The 15436-nt window shown below is 68.8% G+C and carries 16 protein-coding genes and 1 tRNA gene; 6 read left to right on the top strand and 11 right to left on the bottom strand.

What is annotated here, in order from left to right; genetic code table 11:
• The 3 genes from CJ179_RS21595 to CJ179_RS21605 all read left to right on the top strand — a co-directional run bounded on the left by CJ179_RS21595 (position 1) and on the right by CJ179_RS21605 (position 4295).
• Positions 1–804: a glycosyltransferase gene (locus CJ179_RS21595; RefSeq protein ID WP_095862857.1), complete on the top strand. Its 804-nt coding sequence runs from the start codon at positions 1–3 to the stop codon at positions 802–804.
• 81 nt (positions 805–885) lie between these two features.
• Positions 886–2775, top strand: a complete 1890-nt coding sequence (locus CJ179_RS21600; RefSeq protein ID WP_095862858.1) for a glycosyltransferase — start codon at positions 886–888, stop codon at positions 2773–2775.
• The gene (locus CJ179_RS21605) at positions 2772–4295 is read left to right on the top strand and encodes a glycosyltransferase family 39 protein (RefSeq protein ID WP_095862859.1); all 1524 of its coding nucleotides are present in this window, start codon (positions 2772–2774) and stop codon (positions 4293–4295) included. Before CJ179_RS21600 ends, CJ179_RS21605 begins: the two co-directional genes overlap by 4 nt.
• Here the strand turns inward: CJ179_RS21605 and CJ179_RS21610 are convergent.
• The 6 genes from CJ179_RS21610 to CJ179_RS21635 all read right to left on the bottom strand — a co-directional run bounded on the left by CJ179_RS21610 (position 4267) and on the right by CJ179_RS21635 (position 9795).
• Positions 4267–5142: a class I SAM-dependent methyltransferase gene (locus CJ179_RS21610; RefSeq protein WP_072938437.1), complete on the bottom strand. Its 876-nt coding sequence runs from the start codon at positions 5140–5142 to the stop codon at positions 4267–4269. The genes CJ179_RS21605 and CJ179_RS21610 overlap by 29 nt on opposite strands.
• Positions 5143–5207: 65 nt before the next feature.
• On the bottom strand, positions 5208–6290 hold the full coding sequence (rsgA, locus tag CJ179_RS21615; RefSeq protein ID WP_095862860.1) for a ribosome small subunit-dependent GTPase A: 1083 nt from the start codon (positions 6288–6290) through the stop codon (positions 5208–5210).
• A 173-nt stretch (positions 6291–6463) separates the two neighbouring features.
• On the bottom strand, positions 6464–7375 hold the full coding sequence (locus CJ179_RS21620; RefSeq protein WP_095862861.1) for a glycosyltransferase: 912 nt from the start codon (positions 7373–7375) through the stop codon (positions 6464–6466).
• Positions 7372–8268, bottom strand: a complete 897-nt coding sequence (locus CJ179_RS21625) for an ABC transporter ATP-binding protein (protein ID WP_072938429.1) — start codon at positions 8266–8268, stop codon at positions 7372–7374. The genes CJ179_RS21620 and CJ179_RS21625 overlap by 4 nt, the downstream gene beginning before the upstream one ends.
• 9 nt (positions 8269–8277) lie before the next feature.
• Complete coding sequence (locus tag CJ179_RS21630; RefSeq protein ID WP_005248784.1) at positions 8278–9150, bottom strand: ABC transporter permease; 873 nt, start codon at positions 9148–9150, stop codon at positions 8278–8280.
• Positions 9151–9198: 48 nt separating this feature from the next.
• Positions 9199–9795 carry a bacterial proteasome activator family protein gene (locus CJ179_RS21635; RefSeq protein WP_095862862.1) on the bottom strand — a complete coding sequence of 199 codons (597 nt, stop codon included), beginning with the start codon at positions 9793–9795 and terminating at the stop codon, positions 9199–9201.
• A gap of 132 nt (positions 9796–9927) precedes the next feature.
• Between CJ179_RS21635 and CJ179_RS21640 the strand changes: the two genes are divergently transcribed.
• Positions 9928–11130: a cysteine desulfurase-like protein gene (locus CJ179_RS21640; RefSeq protein WP_012691164.1), complete on the top strand. Its 1203-nt coding sequence runs from the start codon at positions 9928–9930 to the stop codon at positions 11128–11130.
• A gap of 72 nt (positions 11131–11202) precedes the next feature.
• Here CJ179_RS21640 and CJ179_RS21645 read toward each other — a convergent pair whose 3' ends face one another.
• On the bottom strand, positions 11203–12198 hold the full coding sequence (locus CJ179_RS21645; protein ID WP_072938423.1) for an NAD(P)H-quinone oxidoreductase: 996 nt from the start codon (positions 12196–12198) through the stop codon (positions 11203–11205).
• A gap of 122 nt (positions 12199–12320) precedes the next feature.
• Here CJ179_RS21645 and CJ179_RS21650 point away from each other — a divergent pair, with 122 nt between their 5' ends.
• Positions 12321–12803, top strand: a complete 483-nt coding sequence (locus CJ179_RS21650; RefSeq protein WP_072938420.1) for a MarR family winged helix-turn-helix transcriptional regulator — start codon at positions 12321–12323, stop codon at positions 12801–12803.
• A 42-nt stretch (positions 12804–12845) separates the two neighbouring features.
• Positions 12846–12933 (top strand) — tRNA-Ser (locus CJ179_RS21655).
• A 52-nt stretch (positions 12934–12985) separates the two neighbouring features.
• On the opposite strand, the gene CJ179_RS21660 is transcribed toward CJ179_RS21655, so the two are convergent.
• Genes CJ179_RS21660 through CJ179_RS54050 form a run of 4 tightly spaced genes read right to left on the bottom strand, consistent with a single transcriptional unit; the run spans position 12986 to position 15418 of the window.
• Positions 12986–13348, bottom strand: coding sequence for a TfoX/Sxy family protein (locus tag CJ179_RS21660; RefSeq protein WP_095862863.1), 363 nt, complete (start codon positions 13346–13348; stop codon positions 12986–12988).
• Between the two features lie 2 nt (positions 13349–13350).
• The gene (locus CJ179_RS21665) at positions 13351–14142 is read right to left on the bottom strand and encodes a VOC family protein (RefSeq protein WP_095862864.1); all 792 of its coding nucleotides are present in this window, start codon (positions 14140–14142) and stop codon (positions 13351–13353) included.
• Between the two features lie 26 nt (positions 14143–14168).
• Complete coding sequence (locus CJ179_RS21670) at positions 14169–15152, bottom strand: TIGR03086 family metal-binding protein (RefSeq protein WP_095862865.1); 984 nt, start codon at positions 15150–15152, stop codon at positions 14169–14171.
• A complete protein-coding gene (locus CJ179_RS54050) occupies positions 15152–15418 on the bottom strand; it encodes a helix-turn-helix transcriptional regulator (RefSeq protein WP_241031441.1) in 267 nt (88 codons plus the stop codon). Before CJ179_RS54050 ends, CJ179_RS21670 begins: the two co-directional genes overlap by 1 nt.
• Between the last annotated feature and the right edge of the window lie 18 nt (positions 15419–15436).

Here is a 15436-nt window from a genome sequence, read left to right on the forward strand (position 1 = left end):
GTGCGCCTTTTCGGTTGTTCCCACGACCAGAAAGGCGCACGTGCGCCGAAGGCGCTCTCCGTGGTCGTGCCCGCCTACAATTCCGCCGCCGTCATCGAGCAGACGGTCCGCCGGGTGGCCGAACGGCTGGCAGGCCACGACGTCGAGATCATCGTCGTCGAGAACGGCTCCACCGACGGCACCGTGGACATCTGCACCCGCCTCGCCGCGGACTGGGTGCCCGGGTCCGTGTCGCTCACCGTCCTGCGGAGCGAGAAGGGCATGGGCAACGCATTGCGGACGGGCGCGGAGGCGAGTCGCGGCGTGCACGTGCTGCTCACCGCCGACGACCTGCCGTTCGGGTTCGACGACCTCGACGGCGCCGAGAAGTTCGCCGAGGGCCACGACGGCCGCCTGCCCGAAGTCGTGATCGGGTCCAAGGCCCACCCCGACTCGCAGGTTCGGCGCGGCGCCCTCCGGGGAACCCTGACGTGGGGTTTCGCGGCGCTGCGCCGGATGGTCCTCGGGATGCGCACCGGCGACCCCCAGGGCACGGTCCTGATGGACGGTGACCTGATCCGCCGCCTCGTTCCCGACCTCGTCGAGCCCGGGTTCCTGTTCACCACCGAACTCGTCTACCTCGCGGAGCGCGCAGGCCTCGTCCCGGTCGAGGTGCCGGTGCGTCTGAGCGCCGACCACGACGGCCACGAAACCCGCATATCCAGGGCCGATGTGCTCGCGATGGGGGTGGGACTGTTCCGGCTGCGGGCCCGTCACCGGGACGGAGGTCGCCTCGCATGGTCGGGGAGCGCGCCGCGAGGTTGATACCCTGCGAACCGAGAAGAGGATCGTGCCGTCGCGTTGGTGCGGTCCAGCCCACCTCTCGCGGGGAACAGTAGGAGCACTATGAACGAGTCTGCGTCGGTAGCACCTGTGGACGGGAGCACGGCCGCGGTCCGGAGTGCTCTCACCGAGCATCGCGCACCCGACCGCCTGGTGGTGGCGCGAGGTCTGTTCACGGGACCGACCACCCGGGTGAAGGACGACCTGTACGCCAGGATCGTCAAGGGACGTGCCCACCGCGAGCGGCACGTCGTGCACCTCGAGAAGGGTGCGACGGTCGACACCGACACCTACTTCGGCCGGTTCGCGGCCAGCTATTACCAGCGCTGGACGACGGTCACCGACGTGACCGTCGGTTTCCGCCACGAGGCCGACGGCCGCGCCGTGGTGGCGCTGCGCGGCTCCGATTCGGGCGGCAACTCCCGCATCCTGTCGACGACGGAGATCGACGGCACGGGCACGGCGACGCTGTCCGCGAAGCTCGACGCCTACCTCGACGGCGGCTCCCTGTGGGTGGAGTTCACCGCCGTCGACGGCGCCCTCGCCGTGAGTGAACTGGAGTGGACCGTCGCCGCGCCGTCGGTGATCCGTCCCGCCGCGATCGCGATCTGCACGTTCAACCGCGCCGACGACTGCGCCGAGACCGTCGCCGCCATCGCGAACGACCCGACGATGGCGTCCGGCATCGACGCCGTGTACGTCGTCGACCAGGGCAGCGACCACGTTTCGGACCGGGAGAAGTTCACCGAGGTCGCCGAGATCCTGGGCGACAAACTCGTGTACCTGCGACAGCCGAACCTGGGCGGGGCCGGCGGCTTCACCCGCGGCATGTACGAGGTGTCGGGCATCAACGAGCACGCCAACCTGATCCTGATGGACGACGACATCCTGTGCGAGCCGGAGTCGATCCTGCGGATGAACGCGTTCGCCAACGTCACCACCGAGCCGACGCTCGTCGGCGCGCAGATGCTGTACCTGATGAACCCGGAGCACCTGCACGTCAGCGCGGAGGAAGCGGACCTGTCGAAGCTGAAGGCGGGCCGCTGGGCGGCCGGGTCGCGGCACGACATCAACCTCCTGAAGAAGAAGCAGCACAAGCGCGTCGACGCCGGCTACAACGCGTGGTGGTCGTGCCTGATCCCGGCCGAGGTGGTCGCGCAGATCGGGCTCCCGCTGCCGATGTTCTTCCAGTGGGACGACATCGAGTACGGCATTCGCGCCCGCGCGGCCGGATTCGTCACGGTCACGCTGCCCAACGCCGGTGTGTGGCACGCGGACTTCCACTGGAAGGACCGCGACGACTGGGCCAAGTACTTCAGCATCCGCAACTCGCTGATCGCCGCCGCGCTGCACAGTGACTTCGACGCGAAGTCGCTGAGCAAGATGATGACGCGGGAGATCACCCAGTACCTCGTGTCGATGCAGTACGGGTTGGCGTACACCATGATCCGCGGTATCGAGGACTTCCTCGAGGGGCCGAAGGTGCTCGAGGACGGCGGTCAGGCCGTGCTGGCGGCGATCCGGGAGGAGCGCAAGCGGTTCCCCGAAACCGTCAAGCATCCCGCGACGAACATCCCCGATGTCCGCAACTCCGACCTCGTCACCCGGTATGCGGGTTTCGAGCCGGACAAGAGCAAGATCGACCTCGTCCTCGCCAAGCGTGCGGCGTACCAGTGGCTCGGCCGCACCCAGCACGGTGTCGCGAGTATTCCTGTGGCCGAGGCGCACTGGTGGCACGTGTCGCTGTTCGACACCGCCGTCATCACCGACGCGTCCCAGTCCGGGGTGCGGGTGCGCCGCCGCGACAAGGAGACCGCGCGCGAACTCACGGCCCGGACCGCGAAGCTGATGAAGCGGTTCCGCGAGGATGCGGCGTCGACGCAGCGTCAGTACCGGGATGCGTTGCCGCAGCTCACCAGCCGGGAGAACTGGGCTCGCCTGTACGGTCAGTGACGTTGCCCGGACCGTCGCCGGCCCGCGATGTGCGTGGGCTGTCCCGGGATTCGCTGCTCGTCTTCGCTGTCGGTGTGCTGCTCGGTGCGGCGTGGAGTTGGCGTCCGTCGTTCTGGTACGACGAGGTCGCGACGCTGTATTCGAGTCAGCGGTCCCGGCCGGACCTGTCGAATCTGCTCGGCCACATCGATGCCGTGCACGGTCTGTATTACGTCGCGATGCGCTATTGGTTCGCGGTGTTCGGGGCCTCGGAGTTCTCGGCGCGGTTCCCGAGCGCCCTGGCCGTGGGCGCCGCGGGCGCGGGTGTGGTGGTGCTCGGTGCGCTGATCTCGACCCGGCGGGTGGCGGTGCTGTCCGGGCTCCTGTTCGTGGTCCTGCCCAGCGTCACGTGGGCGGCCGCGGAGGCCCGCGGATACGCGGCCACGGCGGCGGCCGCGGTCTGGCTGACCGTGATTCTCCTTGCGGCACTGAGACTCCGGCGGTGGTGGCTGTGGGCGTTGTACGCCGCGGGCCTGGCGGTGTCGATCGTGCTGTTCGTCTACCTCCTCACGCTGGTGCCCGCGAACCTGCTGACGCTCCTGCTGCTGCGTGCGGCCCGGCGGTCCTGGCTCGGATGGGGGTCGGCGACGGCGGTGGGGATGGTGGTCGCGGCGCCGTTCGTGGCGCTGGTGCGCCGGGAAGCCGTCCAGGTGGCGTGGATCCCGCCGCTCGACCGCAACCTGCCGCGGGCCGTGGCCGAGTACCAGTGGTTCGTCGGCGCACCGTGGTTCGCCGTGCTGTTCGCCGTGCTCGTGGTGGCCGGGGCGGTGGCCCTGGTGCGCGGTCACCGGCTGCCGCCGGCGCTGTCCGTCGCGCTGCCGTGGGTCGCGGTGCCGATGGCGCTGCTGCTCGCCTACTCGCTGCTGCGCAGCCCGGTGTACCTTCCGCGGTACTTCACGTTCACGACGCCGGCGGTGGCCCTGATCGGCGGGCTGTGCCTGGCCGCGCTGACCCGGAAATGGTGGCAGTCCGCCGCGGTGCTGGCCGTGCTCGCGGTCGCCGCGTCGCCGGGCTACGTCGCCCAGCGCGAACAGTGGGCGAAACCCAGCGGTATGGACTTCAGCACCGTCAACGTCTTCGCCGGGCAGCACCTCCGGCCCGGTGACTGCGTGCTGTTCGACAAACCGGCGTGGAACCCCACGTCGCTGCGGCTCGTCAAGGACGTGCGGCCGGAGGCGTTCGACGGGACCCGCGACATCGGGCTCGGGACCACCGCCGCGAGCCGGGGGTCGCTGTGGGACGACGAACTCGCCGTCCCGGACCTCGCCGGCGCGCTCGACTCCTGCTCCGTGGTCTGGTTCTTCACCGACTACGAACGCGACAGCGAGCGCATCATCCGGCACACGTCCAACGAGGTGTGGACGCTGCCGCCGTACCACTTCGAGGACACCGAGGCGTTCGCCGCGCTCGCCCGGTCCGGGCTGCGGATCGACGACCGCGCGACGTTCAACGTCACCCAGGCGGTGAAACTGGTGCGGTGATCCGCACGACCACCTGCTCGTGGTTGGCGGTGTAGCTGAGGTACTCGAATCCGACGTCGGTGCGGTCGACGAACTCCGTCCACGCCCGGTACTCGTGCTCCTGCCAGCCGGGGAAGTTGAAGAACTCGTCGAACACGATCACCGTGCCCGCGACGAGCCGTTGTTCGAGCCGGTCGAGCACCGACTTCGTCGACGAGTACAGGTCGGCGTCGAGGTGCACGAACGACACCGGTCCGGGATGCTTCTCGAGGAAGCCCGACAGCGTGTCCTCGAACAGTCCGGGCACCAACTCCGCGCCGCGCACCTTGGGTAGTTTCTCCTGCGCGAACTCCCCGGCCGGGAACCCGGTGCGCCACGTCTGCGGCAGACCGGAGAACACGTCGAACCCGAACACCTCGTGCTCGGCGTCCTTCAACTGTTCGACGATGATCCGGAGCGTCGTGCCCGACGCCACCCCGAACTCGAGCGCCAGCCCCTCGACCTCCACCCGCGACAGCCCGTACCGCAACGTGTCCTGCGGGTTCCAGAACACGGGCGCCTTCGGCATGTGCTCGAGCACGAACCCCGCGGCCTCCTTCGTGGCCCGCACGTCCAGCGCCTGGGTGATGTCGCGGCGGGCCTGCTGCTCGAGTTCGCCGAGCCGCTGCTGGACGTCGGAGATCTCCATGCGGGCGTCGGACAGCTCGGACAGCACCCGGGCCAGTTCCTGGTTGGTCGCGCTCAGCTCGGCCAGGGTCTGGTCGTGCTGGTTCTCGACGAGTTCGCGGGACCGCCGGTCGGACTCGGCGACCACCTCGGACATGGCACGTTGAAACTTGAGACGGGCCTTTCTCCGAAGGTCGAACATAGCCCCATGTTGCCACCCGCATCCCGGCTCAGGGAGTCAACCGGGATGCGGGTCGTTTACCCGGATCAGTGACCGCGACTGCGGTACATCTGGCGTTGCCAACGGGCGATGGTCTTCCACTCGCGCTCCCGCTCGGCCCGCAGCCGTGCGTCGGTACGGGACGCGATCCACCCGTTCTCGCGAATCAGCTTGCGGTAGCTGGCGAGTCTGCGTTCGGGTAGCTCGCCGCCCGCCACCGCGCCCTGGACCGCGCACCCGGGTTCGGCCTCGTGCGAGCAGTCCGCGAACCGGCACTGCGCCGCGAGTTCCTCGATCTCGGGGAACGTCTTGTCGATGCCGTCGGCCGCGTCCCACATGCCGACACCCCGCAGTCCCGGCGTGTCGATCAGGGCGCCGCCGGACGGCAGCGGCAGCAGTTCCCGGTGTGCCGTCGTGTGCCGTCCCTTGTTGTCGCCCTCGCGGACGCGTCCGGTGGCGAGCACGTCCTCGCCGAGCAACGCGTTCGCGAGCGTCGACTTGCCCGCGCCCGACGGTCCGATGAGGGCGACGGTCCCGTCGATCACTGCGGTGAGGATGTCGATGCCGTCGCCGGTATCGGCGCTCACCGCGACCACGGTCGCACCCGGAGCGACCGCCGCCACTTCGGCGGTCGCGAGGGAAATGTCTTGCACGGTATCGGATTTGGTGAGGGCGACCACCGGCTGCGCGCCGCTCTCCCACGACAGTGCGAGCAGTCGTTCGATGCGCCCGAGATCGAGGGCGGTGTCCAGTGCGGCGGCGATCACCACCGTGTCGACGTTGGCCGCGAGGAGTTGCCCCTCGGACCGGCCGGACGCGGACGACCGGACGATCGCGCTGCGCCGGGGGAACAGGTCGGCGACGGCGATCTCGTCGCCGTGCCGGTGGAGCGTCACCCAGTCGCCGGTGCAGAGCGGGTGCTCGCCGACGAGGGCGCGGACGATGCCCGCGGGCGCGGCCACGTCGCAGCGACCGCGGTCCACGCGGATCACCCGACCGGGCTCGCGGCCGTCGGCCGGGTAACTGTCGAAGGTGTCGGAAAGTGTGTCGTTCCAGCCGTAGGGCAGGAGGTGTCCGGAATCGAACATGATGGGTGTGATCCTCGGGTCGATGAGTGCCGACCGGACCACTGCGCGGGTTCGGTCAGGCGAGGGGGAAGGGGGAGCGGACGCACGCGGCGTCGACCGACGAGACAGTCATCGGACACTCACTCCTTCGCAGCACCTGAGGGTCGAAACACTGGGGGTCTATCGACCGGAACCCCACGATGCTCCCACCCGGCGGAACCCGGGCGCAACCGAATTTACGGCCGCTCGAACCGCTCCTGACGGCCCAGCTTGCGCAGCCGCATCCACTCCCGCAGACCCTGCGGATCACGCCGCGTGACGAGGAAGTACCACCCGAACCGCACCCACTCCTGCGGCAGCAGCTTCCGCATACCCGGCTGGGACAGCAGATAGCCGCGGTTGCGGTAGGTGAAGAACCGTTTCGTCTCGTTGTCCGGGTACTGCGTGTGCATCCGGCCGCCGAGGATTGGCTTGAACTCCTCCGCGCCGTTCGGGTGCACGTACGCCGTCTGCAGGCAGGTGCCGAACGGCAGCCCCGACCGCACCAGCCGCCGATGCACCTCCACCTCGTCGCCGCGGACGAACAGCCGCAGGTCGGGGACACCGACCGTGTCGATCGCCGACGCCCGGAACAGGGCGCCGTTGAACAGCGACGCGATGCCGGGGAGCAGGTCGGCCGAGTCGTCGCCGTCGGTGAACAGTTCGGACCGCAGCCGACGCCACTCGACGCCGCGGCGCAGCGGGAACGCGAGACGGTCGGGGTCGTCGATGTCACAGACCACCGGCGACACCTCGGCCAGCCCGTGCCGCTCGGCGCAGTCGAGCAGCGTCTCCAGGACCTTCGGCCCCTCGGGCCTGCCGTCGTCGTCGGCGAGCCACACCCAGTCGGCGCCGAGCGAGAGGGCGTACAGAATCCCCAGCGCGAAGCCGCCCGCCCCGCCCAGATTGTGCTGCGACCCGAGGTAGCTGGTGGGGATCCCGGACGTCTCGACGAGTTCGCGCACGTCGTCCTCGGCGGCGTTGTCCACGACCACCAGATGGTCCAGCGGACGCGACTGCGAGCCGAGGACCTTCAGCGACTCCGCCAGCAGTTCACGGCGTTTGTGGGTGACGACGACGCCGACGATCCGCTCGGCAGCAGCGCTCACGCGGACTCCGCCTCGGCTTCCGCGACCGTGCGAACGGGACGCTCGTTCGATCTGTCGCTACGGACGTCCCGTTCGGCCGAGGCGCTCAGCCCGGACTTCTCCCGGTCCATCTCGTAGATGACATGGCGGACGTGGTCGGCGGCGTCGTCGCCCTCGTACGCGCGGACGACGTCCTCGATGCCGCCCTCCTGCCGGACCTGACCGTGGTCGATCCACATGGCCCGGTCGCAGAGCTGGGCGAGGAACTCGTTGGAGTGGCTGGCGAACACCAGGATGCCGGACCGCTCCACCAGCGCCTGCAGCCGTACGCGCGCCTTCTTCATGAACTCCGCGTCGACGGCGCCGATGCCTTCGTCGAGCAGCAGGATCTCCGGGTCGATGCTGGTGACCACGCCCATCGCGACGCGCACGCGCATACCGGTGGAGTACGTGCGCAGCGGCATCGACAGGTACTCGCCCAGTTCGGTGAACTCGGCGATCTCGTCCATCTTCGCGAGCATCTGCTTACGGGTCTGCCCGAGGAACAGCCCGCGGATGATGATGTTCTCGTAGCCGGAGATCTCGGGGTCCATGCCGACACCGAGGTCGAAGACCGGCGCCACGCGGCCGCGAATGCTCGCGCTGCCGCGGGTGGGCTCGTAGATGCCGGACAGCAGGCGCAGCAGCGTCGACTTGCCGGCACCGTTGTGGCCGACCAGACCGATGCGGTCGCCTTCCTTCAGCGACAGGTTGATGTCGCGCAGGGCCTCGACCACCACGACGTCCGAGTTGTTGCGACCGATGGATCCGCCGGCCTTGCCGAGGAACGCCTTCTTCAGCGACCGGGACTTGGCGTCGAAGATCGGAAAGTCGACGCAGGCGTTCCGCGTCTCGATGCTCACGTGTTCTGTCATGGCAAACCCCTATACCCAGTAGGGCACGCGGGCCCGGTACTTGCGAAGCGCGAGGATGGCGGCGGTCCACCCGACGACGGTGATGGCGAGCACGATGTACCAGTGGTACGCCTGCTGGTCCTGGCCGATCATCGGCGCGCGCACGATGTCGAGGTAGTGGAACAGCGGGTTCAGCTCGGCGAGCTTGACGCGCTCGGCGGCCTGACCGCCCTGCGCCTCGAGGCTCTGCGTGGTCCACATGATCGGTGTCAGCACGAACAGCAGCAGCGTCATGCTGCCGAGGATCGGCGCGATGTCCCGGTAGCGGGTGGAGAAGATGCCGAACATGATCGACACCCACGCCGCGTTGACGACGATCAGTGCGATCGCGGGAATCGCGGCCAGCGACATCCAGGTCAGGTGCCGCCACACCCCGAACGCGAACAGCATGATCACGTAGATGACGAGGTTGTGGGCGAACAGCAGCAGTTGCCGCCACACCAGCCGGTACACGTGGACGCTCAGCGCCGACGGCAGCTGTTTGATCAGCCCCTCGTTGGCGATGAACACCTCGGACCCCTCGAGGATGCTCGCGCTGATCAGGTTCCAGACGATCAGACCCACCGTGACGTACGGCAGGAACTCGTCCAGCGGGATGTCCAGCAGGGCCGAGTAGAGGATGCCCATCGCCGCGGCCTGCACGCCGGTGGCGATCGTGATCCAGAACGGGCCGATCACCGACCGGCGGTAGCGCTGCTTGATGTCCTGCCAGCCGAGGCTCAGCCACAGCTCGCGCTGAGCGAAGCCGTCCCTGAGGTCCTTGAACGCGCGACGGAAGGTCTGCGAATCGGACGCCGGGAGCGGGCCGCCTGCGGCCTCGGTTTCGATAGCGGATGCTGACACGGGCACCGAGCCTACCGGGAGTCGAGTTCCATGCTGTTTTGCCCGTTGCTACAGGTACTGGCCGGTACCGCTCGACTGCGCTCCCGGATCGTTGTTGTGCGGCCCGTGCGGGTTGCCCATGCTGATGCCCGGAGGCAGGGCTCCCTGACGCATCTGCTCGAGCTGGGAGCGGGCCGCCATCTGCTGGGCGAACAGGGCCGTCTGGATGCCGTGGAACAGTCCTTCGAGCCACCCCACCAGCTGCGCCTGCGCGATGCGGAGTTCGGCGTCGGTGGGGACGGTGTCGTCGGTGAAGGGCAGCGTGAGGCGTTCGAGTTCCTCGCGCAGCTCGGGGGCCAGGCCCTGCTCGAGCTCGCGGATAGACGACTTGTGGATCTCCTTCAGCCGGTTGCGGCTGGCGTCGTCGAGCGGTGCCGCACGCACCTCCTCGAGGAGCTGCTTGATCATCGTTCCGATGCGCATGACCTTGGCCGGCTGCTCCACCATGTCGGCCACCGACTCGGCGCCGTTCCCGTTCTCGGCGGCTGCGGCGGCTGCGGCGGCGTCGGAGCCCTCGGGCTTGCTCGCGGCCTCCGCGACGGGAATCGCCATGGGCTGACCGTCGGGACCGATCACGACTACGTGTTCATTCTCCGAGTTCGTCATGCCTCCATCTTGGCTGTTCCTGCGCGGCAGTGCGAAAGTGCGTCCGATTTGGCCCTTTCCCTCTTTGTTGCATTCGACAACAATCGATGGCTGGCTTCGACCGTATTGACTTGGGGTCTTAGAGTGTCGGGCATGGCTTACGACGTTGCCCGCGTTCGGGGACTCATCCCCTCACTCGGCGACGGTTGGATCCATCTCGATCCGCAGGCCGGCATGCAGATTCCGGACGCGGTGTCGCGCACTGTCTCCACGGCCTTCCGGGCTTCTGCCTCCTCGTCGACCGGACGACATGTGTCCAGCCGGCGCAGTGCGGCGGTTCTCGATGCGGCCCGAGCAGCCGTCGCCGACCTGGTCGGAGGCGATCCCGCCGGGGTCGTCCTCGGACCCGACCGATCCGTTCTCCTGGCCTGGCTGGCGGAGTCGCTGAGCACGCGACTCGGTCTCGGAACCGGGCTCGTGCTCTCCCGCCTCGACGAGGAAGCGAACGTGGCCCCCTGGCTGCGCGTCGCCAGCCGCTACGGCGCCCAGGTGCGGTGGGCGGAGGTCGAGATCGAGACCTGCGAACTCCCCAGCTGGCAGTTCCAGGACCTCATCACCACCACGACGCGCCTGGTCGCACTCACCGCCGCCTCCCCGATCGTCGGCTCGGCGCCCGACGTCCGCGTCGCCTCGGACCGCGTCCACGAAGTCGGCGGACTGATGGTCGTCGACGCGATCGGCGCCGCCCCCTACGCGCATGTCGACATCAACGAACTCGGTGCGGACGTCGTCGCCGTCGGCGCCACCTCCTGGGGCGGACCGCAGGTCGGGGCACTTGTGTTCCGCGACCCGTCGCTCCTCGACCGCATCCCGGCCGTGTCGCTCAACCCGTATGCGCGGGGTGTCGAACGTCTCGAGGTCGGGGTGCACCAGTTCGCGCTCCTCGCCGGCCTCACCACGTCGATCGACTTCCTCGCGAACCTCGACGAGTCGGCCACCGGTTCCCGGCGCGAGAAGCTCGAGGCGTCCATCAGCTCGCTGCAGAACTACCAGGACACCCTGTTCGACCACCTCATGTCCTCGCTGAAGCGGCTACCGCAGGTCATGGTCATCGGGCGGTCGCCGAGCCGGGTTCCGACGCTCAGCTTCACCGTCGCCGGAGTCTCGGCCGACAAGGTGGCGTCGCACCTCGCCGACAAGCGTATCGCCACCGTCAGCGGTGTCCACGGCGGCTCCCGGCTGCTCGACGCCCTCGGCGTCAACGACGAGGGCGGCGCCGTCACCATCGGTCTCGCGCCGTACACCACCCGCTACGAGATCGACCAGCTCGTGAACGAGCTCGCCACCCTCGGCTGAACACAGCCGGCCGGCCCGGTGTGACATTCGTTGCACCGGAGGGGAACGACGAATGTCACACCGGACGAAGCGTCAGTTCCGCGGGATCGTCAGGATCACCTTGCCGACGGTGTCGGCGGAGTCGAGCAGTTCGTGTCCGCGCGGCGCCTCGGTGATCGGCAGTTCCGCCGAGACGATGGGATGCACCGCGCCCTCCGCGATCAGCGGCCACAACCGCTTGCGGACGTCGGCGACGATGTCGGCCTTGCCCTCGCGACCCGACTCGGGCCGCCCCCGCAGTCCCGCCGCCGTGACGTGGGCGCGTTTGGCCAGCACCTTGCCCAGGTCCAGTTCGCCCTTCCGGCCGCCCTGCATGCCGATGACGACGAGCCGGCCGTCGGCGGCGAGCACGTCGACGTTGCGGCCCAGGTACGCGCCGCCCATGTTGTCGAGGATCACATCGGCGCCGTGTCCGTCCGTCGCCTTGCGGATCTCGTCGACGAAATCGGCTTCCCGGTAGTTGACGAGGATGTCGGCGCCGAGTTCGCGGCAGCGCGCCAGTTTCTCCTCGGAGCCGGCGGTGACGGCCACCCGGGCCCCCAGCGCGACGCCGACCTGGATGGCGTGGGTGCCGATGCCGCCGCCACCGCCATGGACCAGCAGCACGTCGCCGCGGGACAGTCCGGCGCCCATCACGACGTTCGCCCACACCGTGCACGCGACCTCCGGCAGCGACGCCGCGACGAGCAGATCGACGCCCTCGGGCAGCGGGAGAAGCTGTGACGCGGGGACGGCCACCTTCTCCGCGTACCCGCCGCCGGCCAGCAGCGCACACACCTGGTCGCCGACGGACCACCCGGACACTCCCTCGCCGAGTTCGGCGATGGTGCCGGAGCATTCGAGCCCGAGGATGTCGCTGGCCCCGGGCGGCGGGGGATAGAACCCCTGACGCTGCAGCAGGTCGGCGCGGTTGACGGCCGTCGCGGCGACGTCGAGGAGAACGTGACCGGGGGGAAGTTCCGGGTCCGGCTGCTCGGCCCACGTCATGACTTCGGGGCCGCCCGGCTGATCGATCGTGATCGCATACATGGGAACGACGCTAGCGAAACGCGGCGCCGTCCGGTGCCCGCGACCGGTCCGAGCGACCGCTCGGCCTCTTCGGACACCGCACGCTACTGGAAAGTAATGTCGCACTACTAGAATGTGAACCTGTGACAGCAGAAACCTCCGACGCCGAAGCCGCGACCAACTGGTTGACGCCGGCCGAGATGCGCGCATGGCGCGGCTACATGGACGGCAACCAGCGGCTGATGGACGTCCTCAACCGGGATCTGCAGGAGAAGCACGACCTCTCCCTCGCGGACTACCGGATTCTGGTGTTGTTGTCCGAGTCGCCGGACGGCTCGCTGCGCATGAGCGATCTCGCGGACGGCGTCCTCTCCTCCCGCAGCCGCCTCACCCACCAGATCCGGCGGATGGAATCGCAGGGCATGGTCACCCGCGACACCTGCCTCGAGGACGGCCGTGGGGTGCTCGCCGTCATCACCGACGAAGGTCGCGCCCGGCTCGCCGACGCGGCCCCCACCCATGTGGCCGGGGTGCGCAGCAACCTCGTCGATCTGCTCACCAAGTCTCAGCTCAAGGTTCTCGCCGAGGTGTTCGAACGCGTCGACAAGGCCATCGGCGACCGCTGACCGGTTGCCCGATGCCGCCTCCATACCGATAAGATCGCCCACGGAAGCGTGGCAGAGCGGCCGAATGCACTCGCCTTGAAAGCGAGCGTCGTGAAAGCGACCGGGGGTTCAAATCCCTCCGCTTCCGCCAACGACCGGCAGCCCCGACCTGGTTTCGCTCCAGGTCCGGGCTGCAGTCGTTTCTACTTCTTCCGCGGCTTCGGCTGCTTCGGCGGAAGTTCGGCGATCTCGGCGAGCGCGCGTTCGATCCACGGGGTGGCGAGGTCCGGGGTGTCCCGCCACCGGTCGGGCAGGGCCAGGTACTCGCGCATCGGCTTCTCACCCGGGCCGAAACCGCCGACGCCGTCGGCGGAGGCTAGTTCGGCCTTCGCCTGCTCGGTGAGGAGCCGCACCCCGACGCTCGGCCCGAGCAGCCCGGCGAACATGTTGCCGTTCACGAACGCGCCCAGATTGCCGAACATCGGCTTCACCTCGACGCCGGGGGTGTCGGGGATCAGCGAGCGGAAGAACTGCTTGTCCTCCTCGGAGGGTGTGGGCATCTTCACCGTTACTGATCCTGACGTTCCTCGGGCGTCATGATGCTGAAAGTCGCGCCCTGCGGGTCGGTGACACCGGCCATGCGGCCGACGGTAGGGATGTCCATCGCTTCTTCGACGATCGTGCCGCCGAGTTCGACGACCTTGGCTGCGCTCGCGTCGACGTTCTCGACGGCGAAGTACACCCGCCAGTGGTTCGGCGTGCCCGGCGTCATCGGCTGACCGCAGCCACCGACCTGATCCTCGCCCACCTCCAGCAGGTGGTACGTGTACTCCGGCCCCATGGACATCGTCGACGAGGTGATCCCGAAGACGCTGTTGTAGAACGCGAGCGCCTTGTCGACGTCGCCGGTGTTCAGTTCGTTCCACAGGCACGCGCCCGGGTCGCCGACGAGCGAGGCGCCGATGTGCCTCTTCGCCTGCCACAATCCGACGGCCGCCCCGGTGGGGTCGGTGACGAAGGACATGCGGCCGGCGTCCGAGATGTCGAATGCAGGCATCAGCACCTGGCCGCCGGCGCCGGGGACCTTCGCGACCGTCGCGTCGACGTCGTCGACGGCGATGTACGTGTTCCAGTTCGCCGGCGCCCCGGCCTTCGCTGCCTCGGGCGGCAGCGGCGCGATGGCGGCGACGTTCTCGCCGCGCACCGTGGCCATCGAGTAGACGGGGCCCTCGGGCATCGGCCGGTCGTCGTACTTCCAGCCGAGCAGTTCCGCATAGAACTTCTTGGCCGCGTCCTGATCGCTGGTTTGCAGGTCTACCCAGCTCGGTGTTCCCTGGGCGTATTCCGACTTGATGGGCATGACTGGACCTTTCCGTGTGCGGGGTGTCAGGCCGCCGGGACGGGGTGGCGGCCGGTGTAGGCGATGAGCCGGGTCACCGCGTCGCTGGTGTGCGGGGCGGGGACGGGGTCGTCGAACCCGACGGCCTTCCTGCCTTCGGGCGAGATGATCTTGTGTGCCAACGCCAGCACGTATTCGGCGAGTGGCTCGGAAACGGCCACGTCGCCATCGGTCGCTGCCGCGAAATCCCAGGCATGGACCAGGAATTCGATCGACAGGATCCCCGCCGCGACGGTTGCGGGAGCGTTGTTCGGTCCGAGTGTCACGGTGCCGTCGAGGCCGCGATTGCGCCATGCCTCCAGCGCGGGCTGGGCGAGGTCGGCGATTCTGGCCTCGACGGGTTTGCCGGGGTTGTCGTCGAATGTCGCGCCCGCCGCGCCGCCGAGGGCGGTGATCGAACCGGCCAGGTGATCGGTGAGTTGCGAGACGGTGAACTCGGTGCACGGCGTCTGCTTGGACATGTCGTCCGCCGTGACGCCGCGCAGGACGTGTTGCACGACAGCCAATGTCGCCTCGGCGCTGGACAGTTCGTCGAGCGGGTCCGGTGCGGCCGCCCAGTCGTCGGGCCCGGCGTCGCTCGTCTGCGCGGCGGCGACGAGCCGGTCGAGGTAATGGTTCCAGCCCTCCGCGTGGCGGGCGGCCTGTTCGGCATCGAGCCCGTCGTGCACGAGGCGCACCTCGGTGCCGCCGGCGGTCGGGGTGAGAGTGACCGTCACGGTGGACGATCCCGGTGGGAGTTCCTCGTCGCCCTCCCAGCCCCAACCGAACACCACCCGCTTGCCGGGCACGACCTCCCGGAAGGTGCCCGCCGCCGAGTGCCCGGGAACGACGGTCCACCGGTACTCGCCGCCGGCCTGCAGGTCGACGCGGGCCGCGACGGTCTGCCACCGCCGCAAGCGGTCCGGTCTGGTGACGAGATCGAACGTGGCGTCGGGGTCCAGCGGGACGACGACGGTTTTGTCGAATGGCATCAGCTGTCTCCTTTGGGTCCTGCTTCGTCGGTGGCGTCCGCGACGAGGCGGTCGAGTTCGTCGATCCAGAAGGAGTCGAACAACATGCGGAGCTGTGCGAGTCCCTGAGGATCGAGCCGGTAGTACCTGAAGCGTCCGTCCTTGCGCGCGGTGACCAGTCCGGCCTCGGTGAGCACCCGGAGATGTTGCGAGATCGCAGACCGGCTCGCGGGGAAGTGTGCGGCGAGGTTGTTGACGGTCTGTTCACCTGCGGTCAGCAGTTGCATGAGGCGTCTCCGGGTGGG

The organism is Rhodococcus sp. ACS1, from assembly GCF_002300155.1.
Classification (GTDB): Bacteria; Actinomycetota; Actinomycetes; order Mycobacteriales; family Mycobacteriaceae; genus Rhodococcus_F; species Rhodococcus_F koreensis.

Coding starts and splice junctions, on each gene's coding strand:
- CJ179_RS21600 (WP_095862858.1), top strand. CDS start 886: ATGAACGAGTCTGCGTCGGTAGCACCTGTGGACGGGAGCACGGCCGCG.
- CJ179_RS21610 (WP_072938437.1), bottom strand. CDS start 5,142: ATGTTCGACCTTCGGAGAAAGGCCCGTCTCAAGTTTCAACGTGCCATG.
- CJ179_RS21625 (WP_072938429.1), bottom strand. CDS start 8,268: ATGACAGAACACGTGAGCATCGAGACGCGGAACGCCTGCGTCGACTTT.
- CJ179_RS21635 (WP_095862862.1), bottom strand. CDS start 9,795: ATGACGAACTCGGAGAATGAACACGTAGTCGTGATCGGTCCCGACGGT.
- CJ179_RS21640 (WP_012691164.1), top strand. CDS start 9,928: ATGGCTTACGACGTTGCCCGCGTTCGGGGACTCATCCCCTCACTCGGC.
- CJ179_RS21645 (WP_072938423.1), bottom strand. CDS start 12,198: ATGTATGCGATCACGATCGATCAGCCGGGCGGCCCCGAAGTCATGACG.
- CJ179_RS21665 (WP_095862864.1), bottom strand. CDS start 14,142: ATGCCCATCAAGTCGGAATACGCCCAGGGAACACCGAGCTGGGTAGAC.
- CJ179_RS21670 (WP_095862865.1), bottom strand. CDS start 15,152: ATGCCATTCGACAAAACCGTCGTCGTCCCGCTGGACCCCGACGCCACG.
- CJ179_RS54050 (WP_241031441.1), bottom strand. CDS start 15,418: ATGCAACTGCTGACCGCAGGTGAACAGACCGTCAACAACCTCGCCGCA.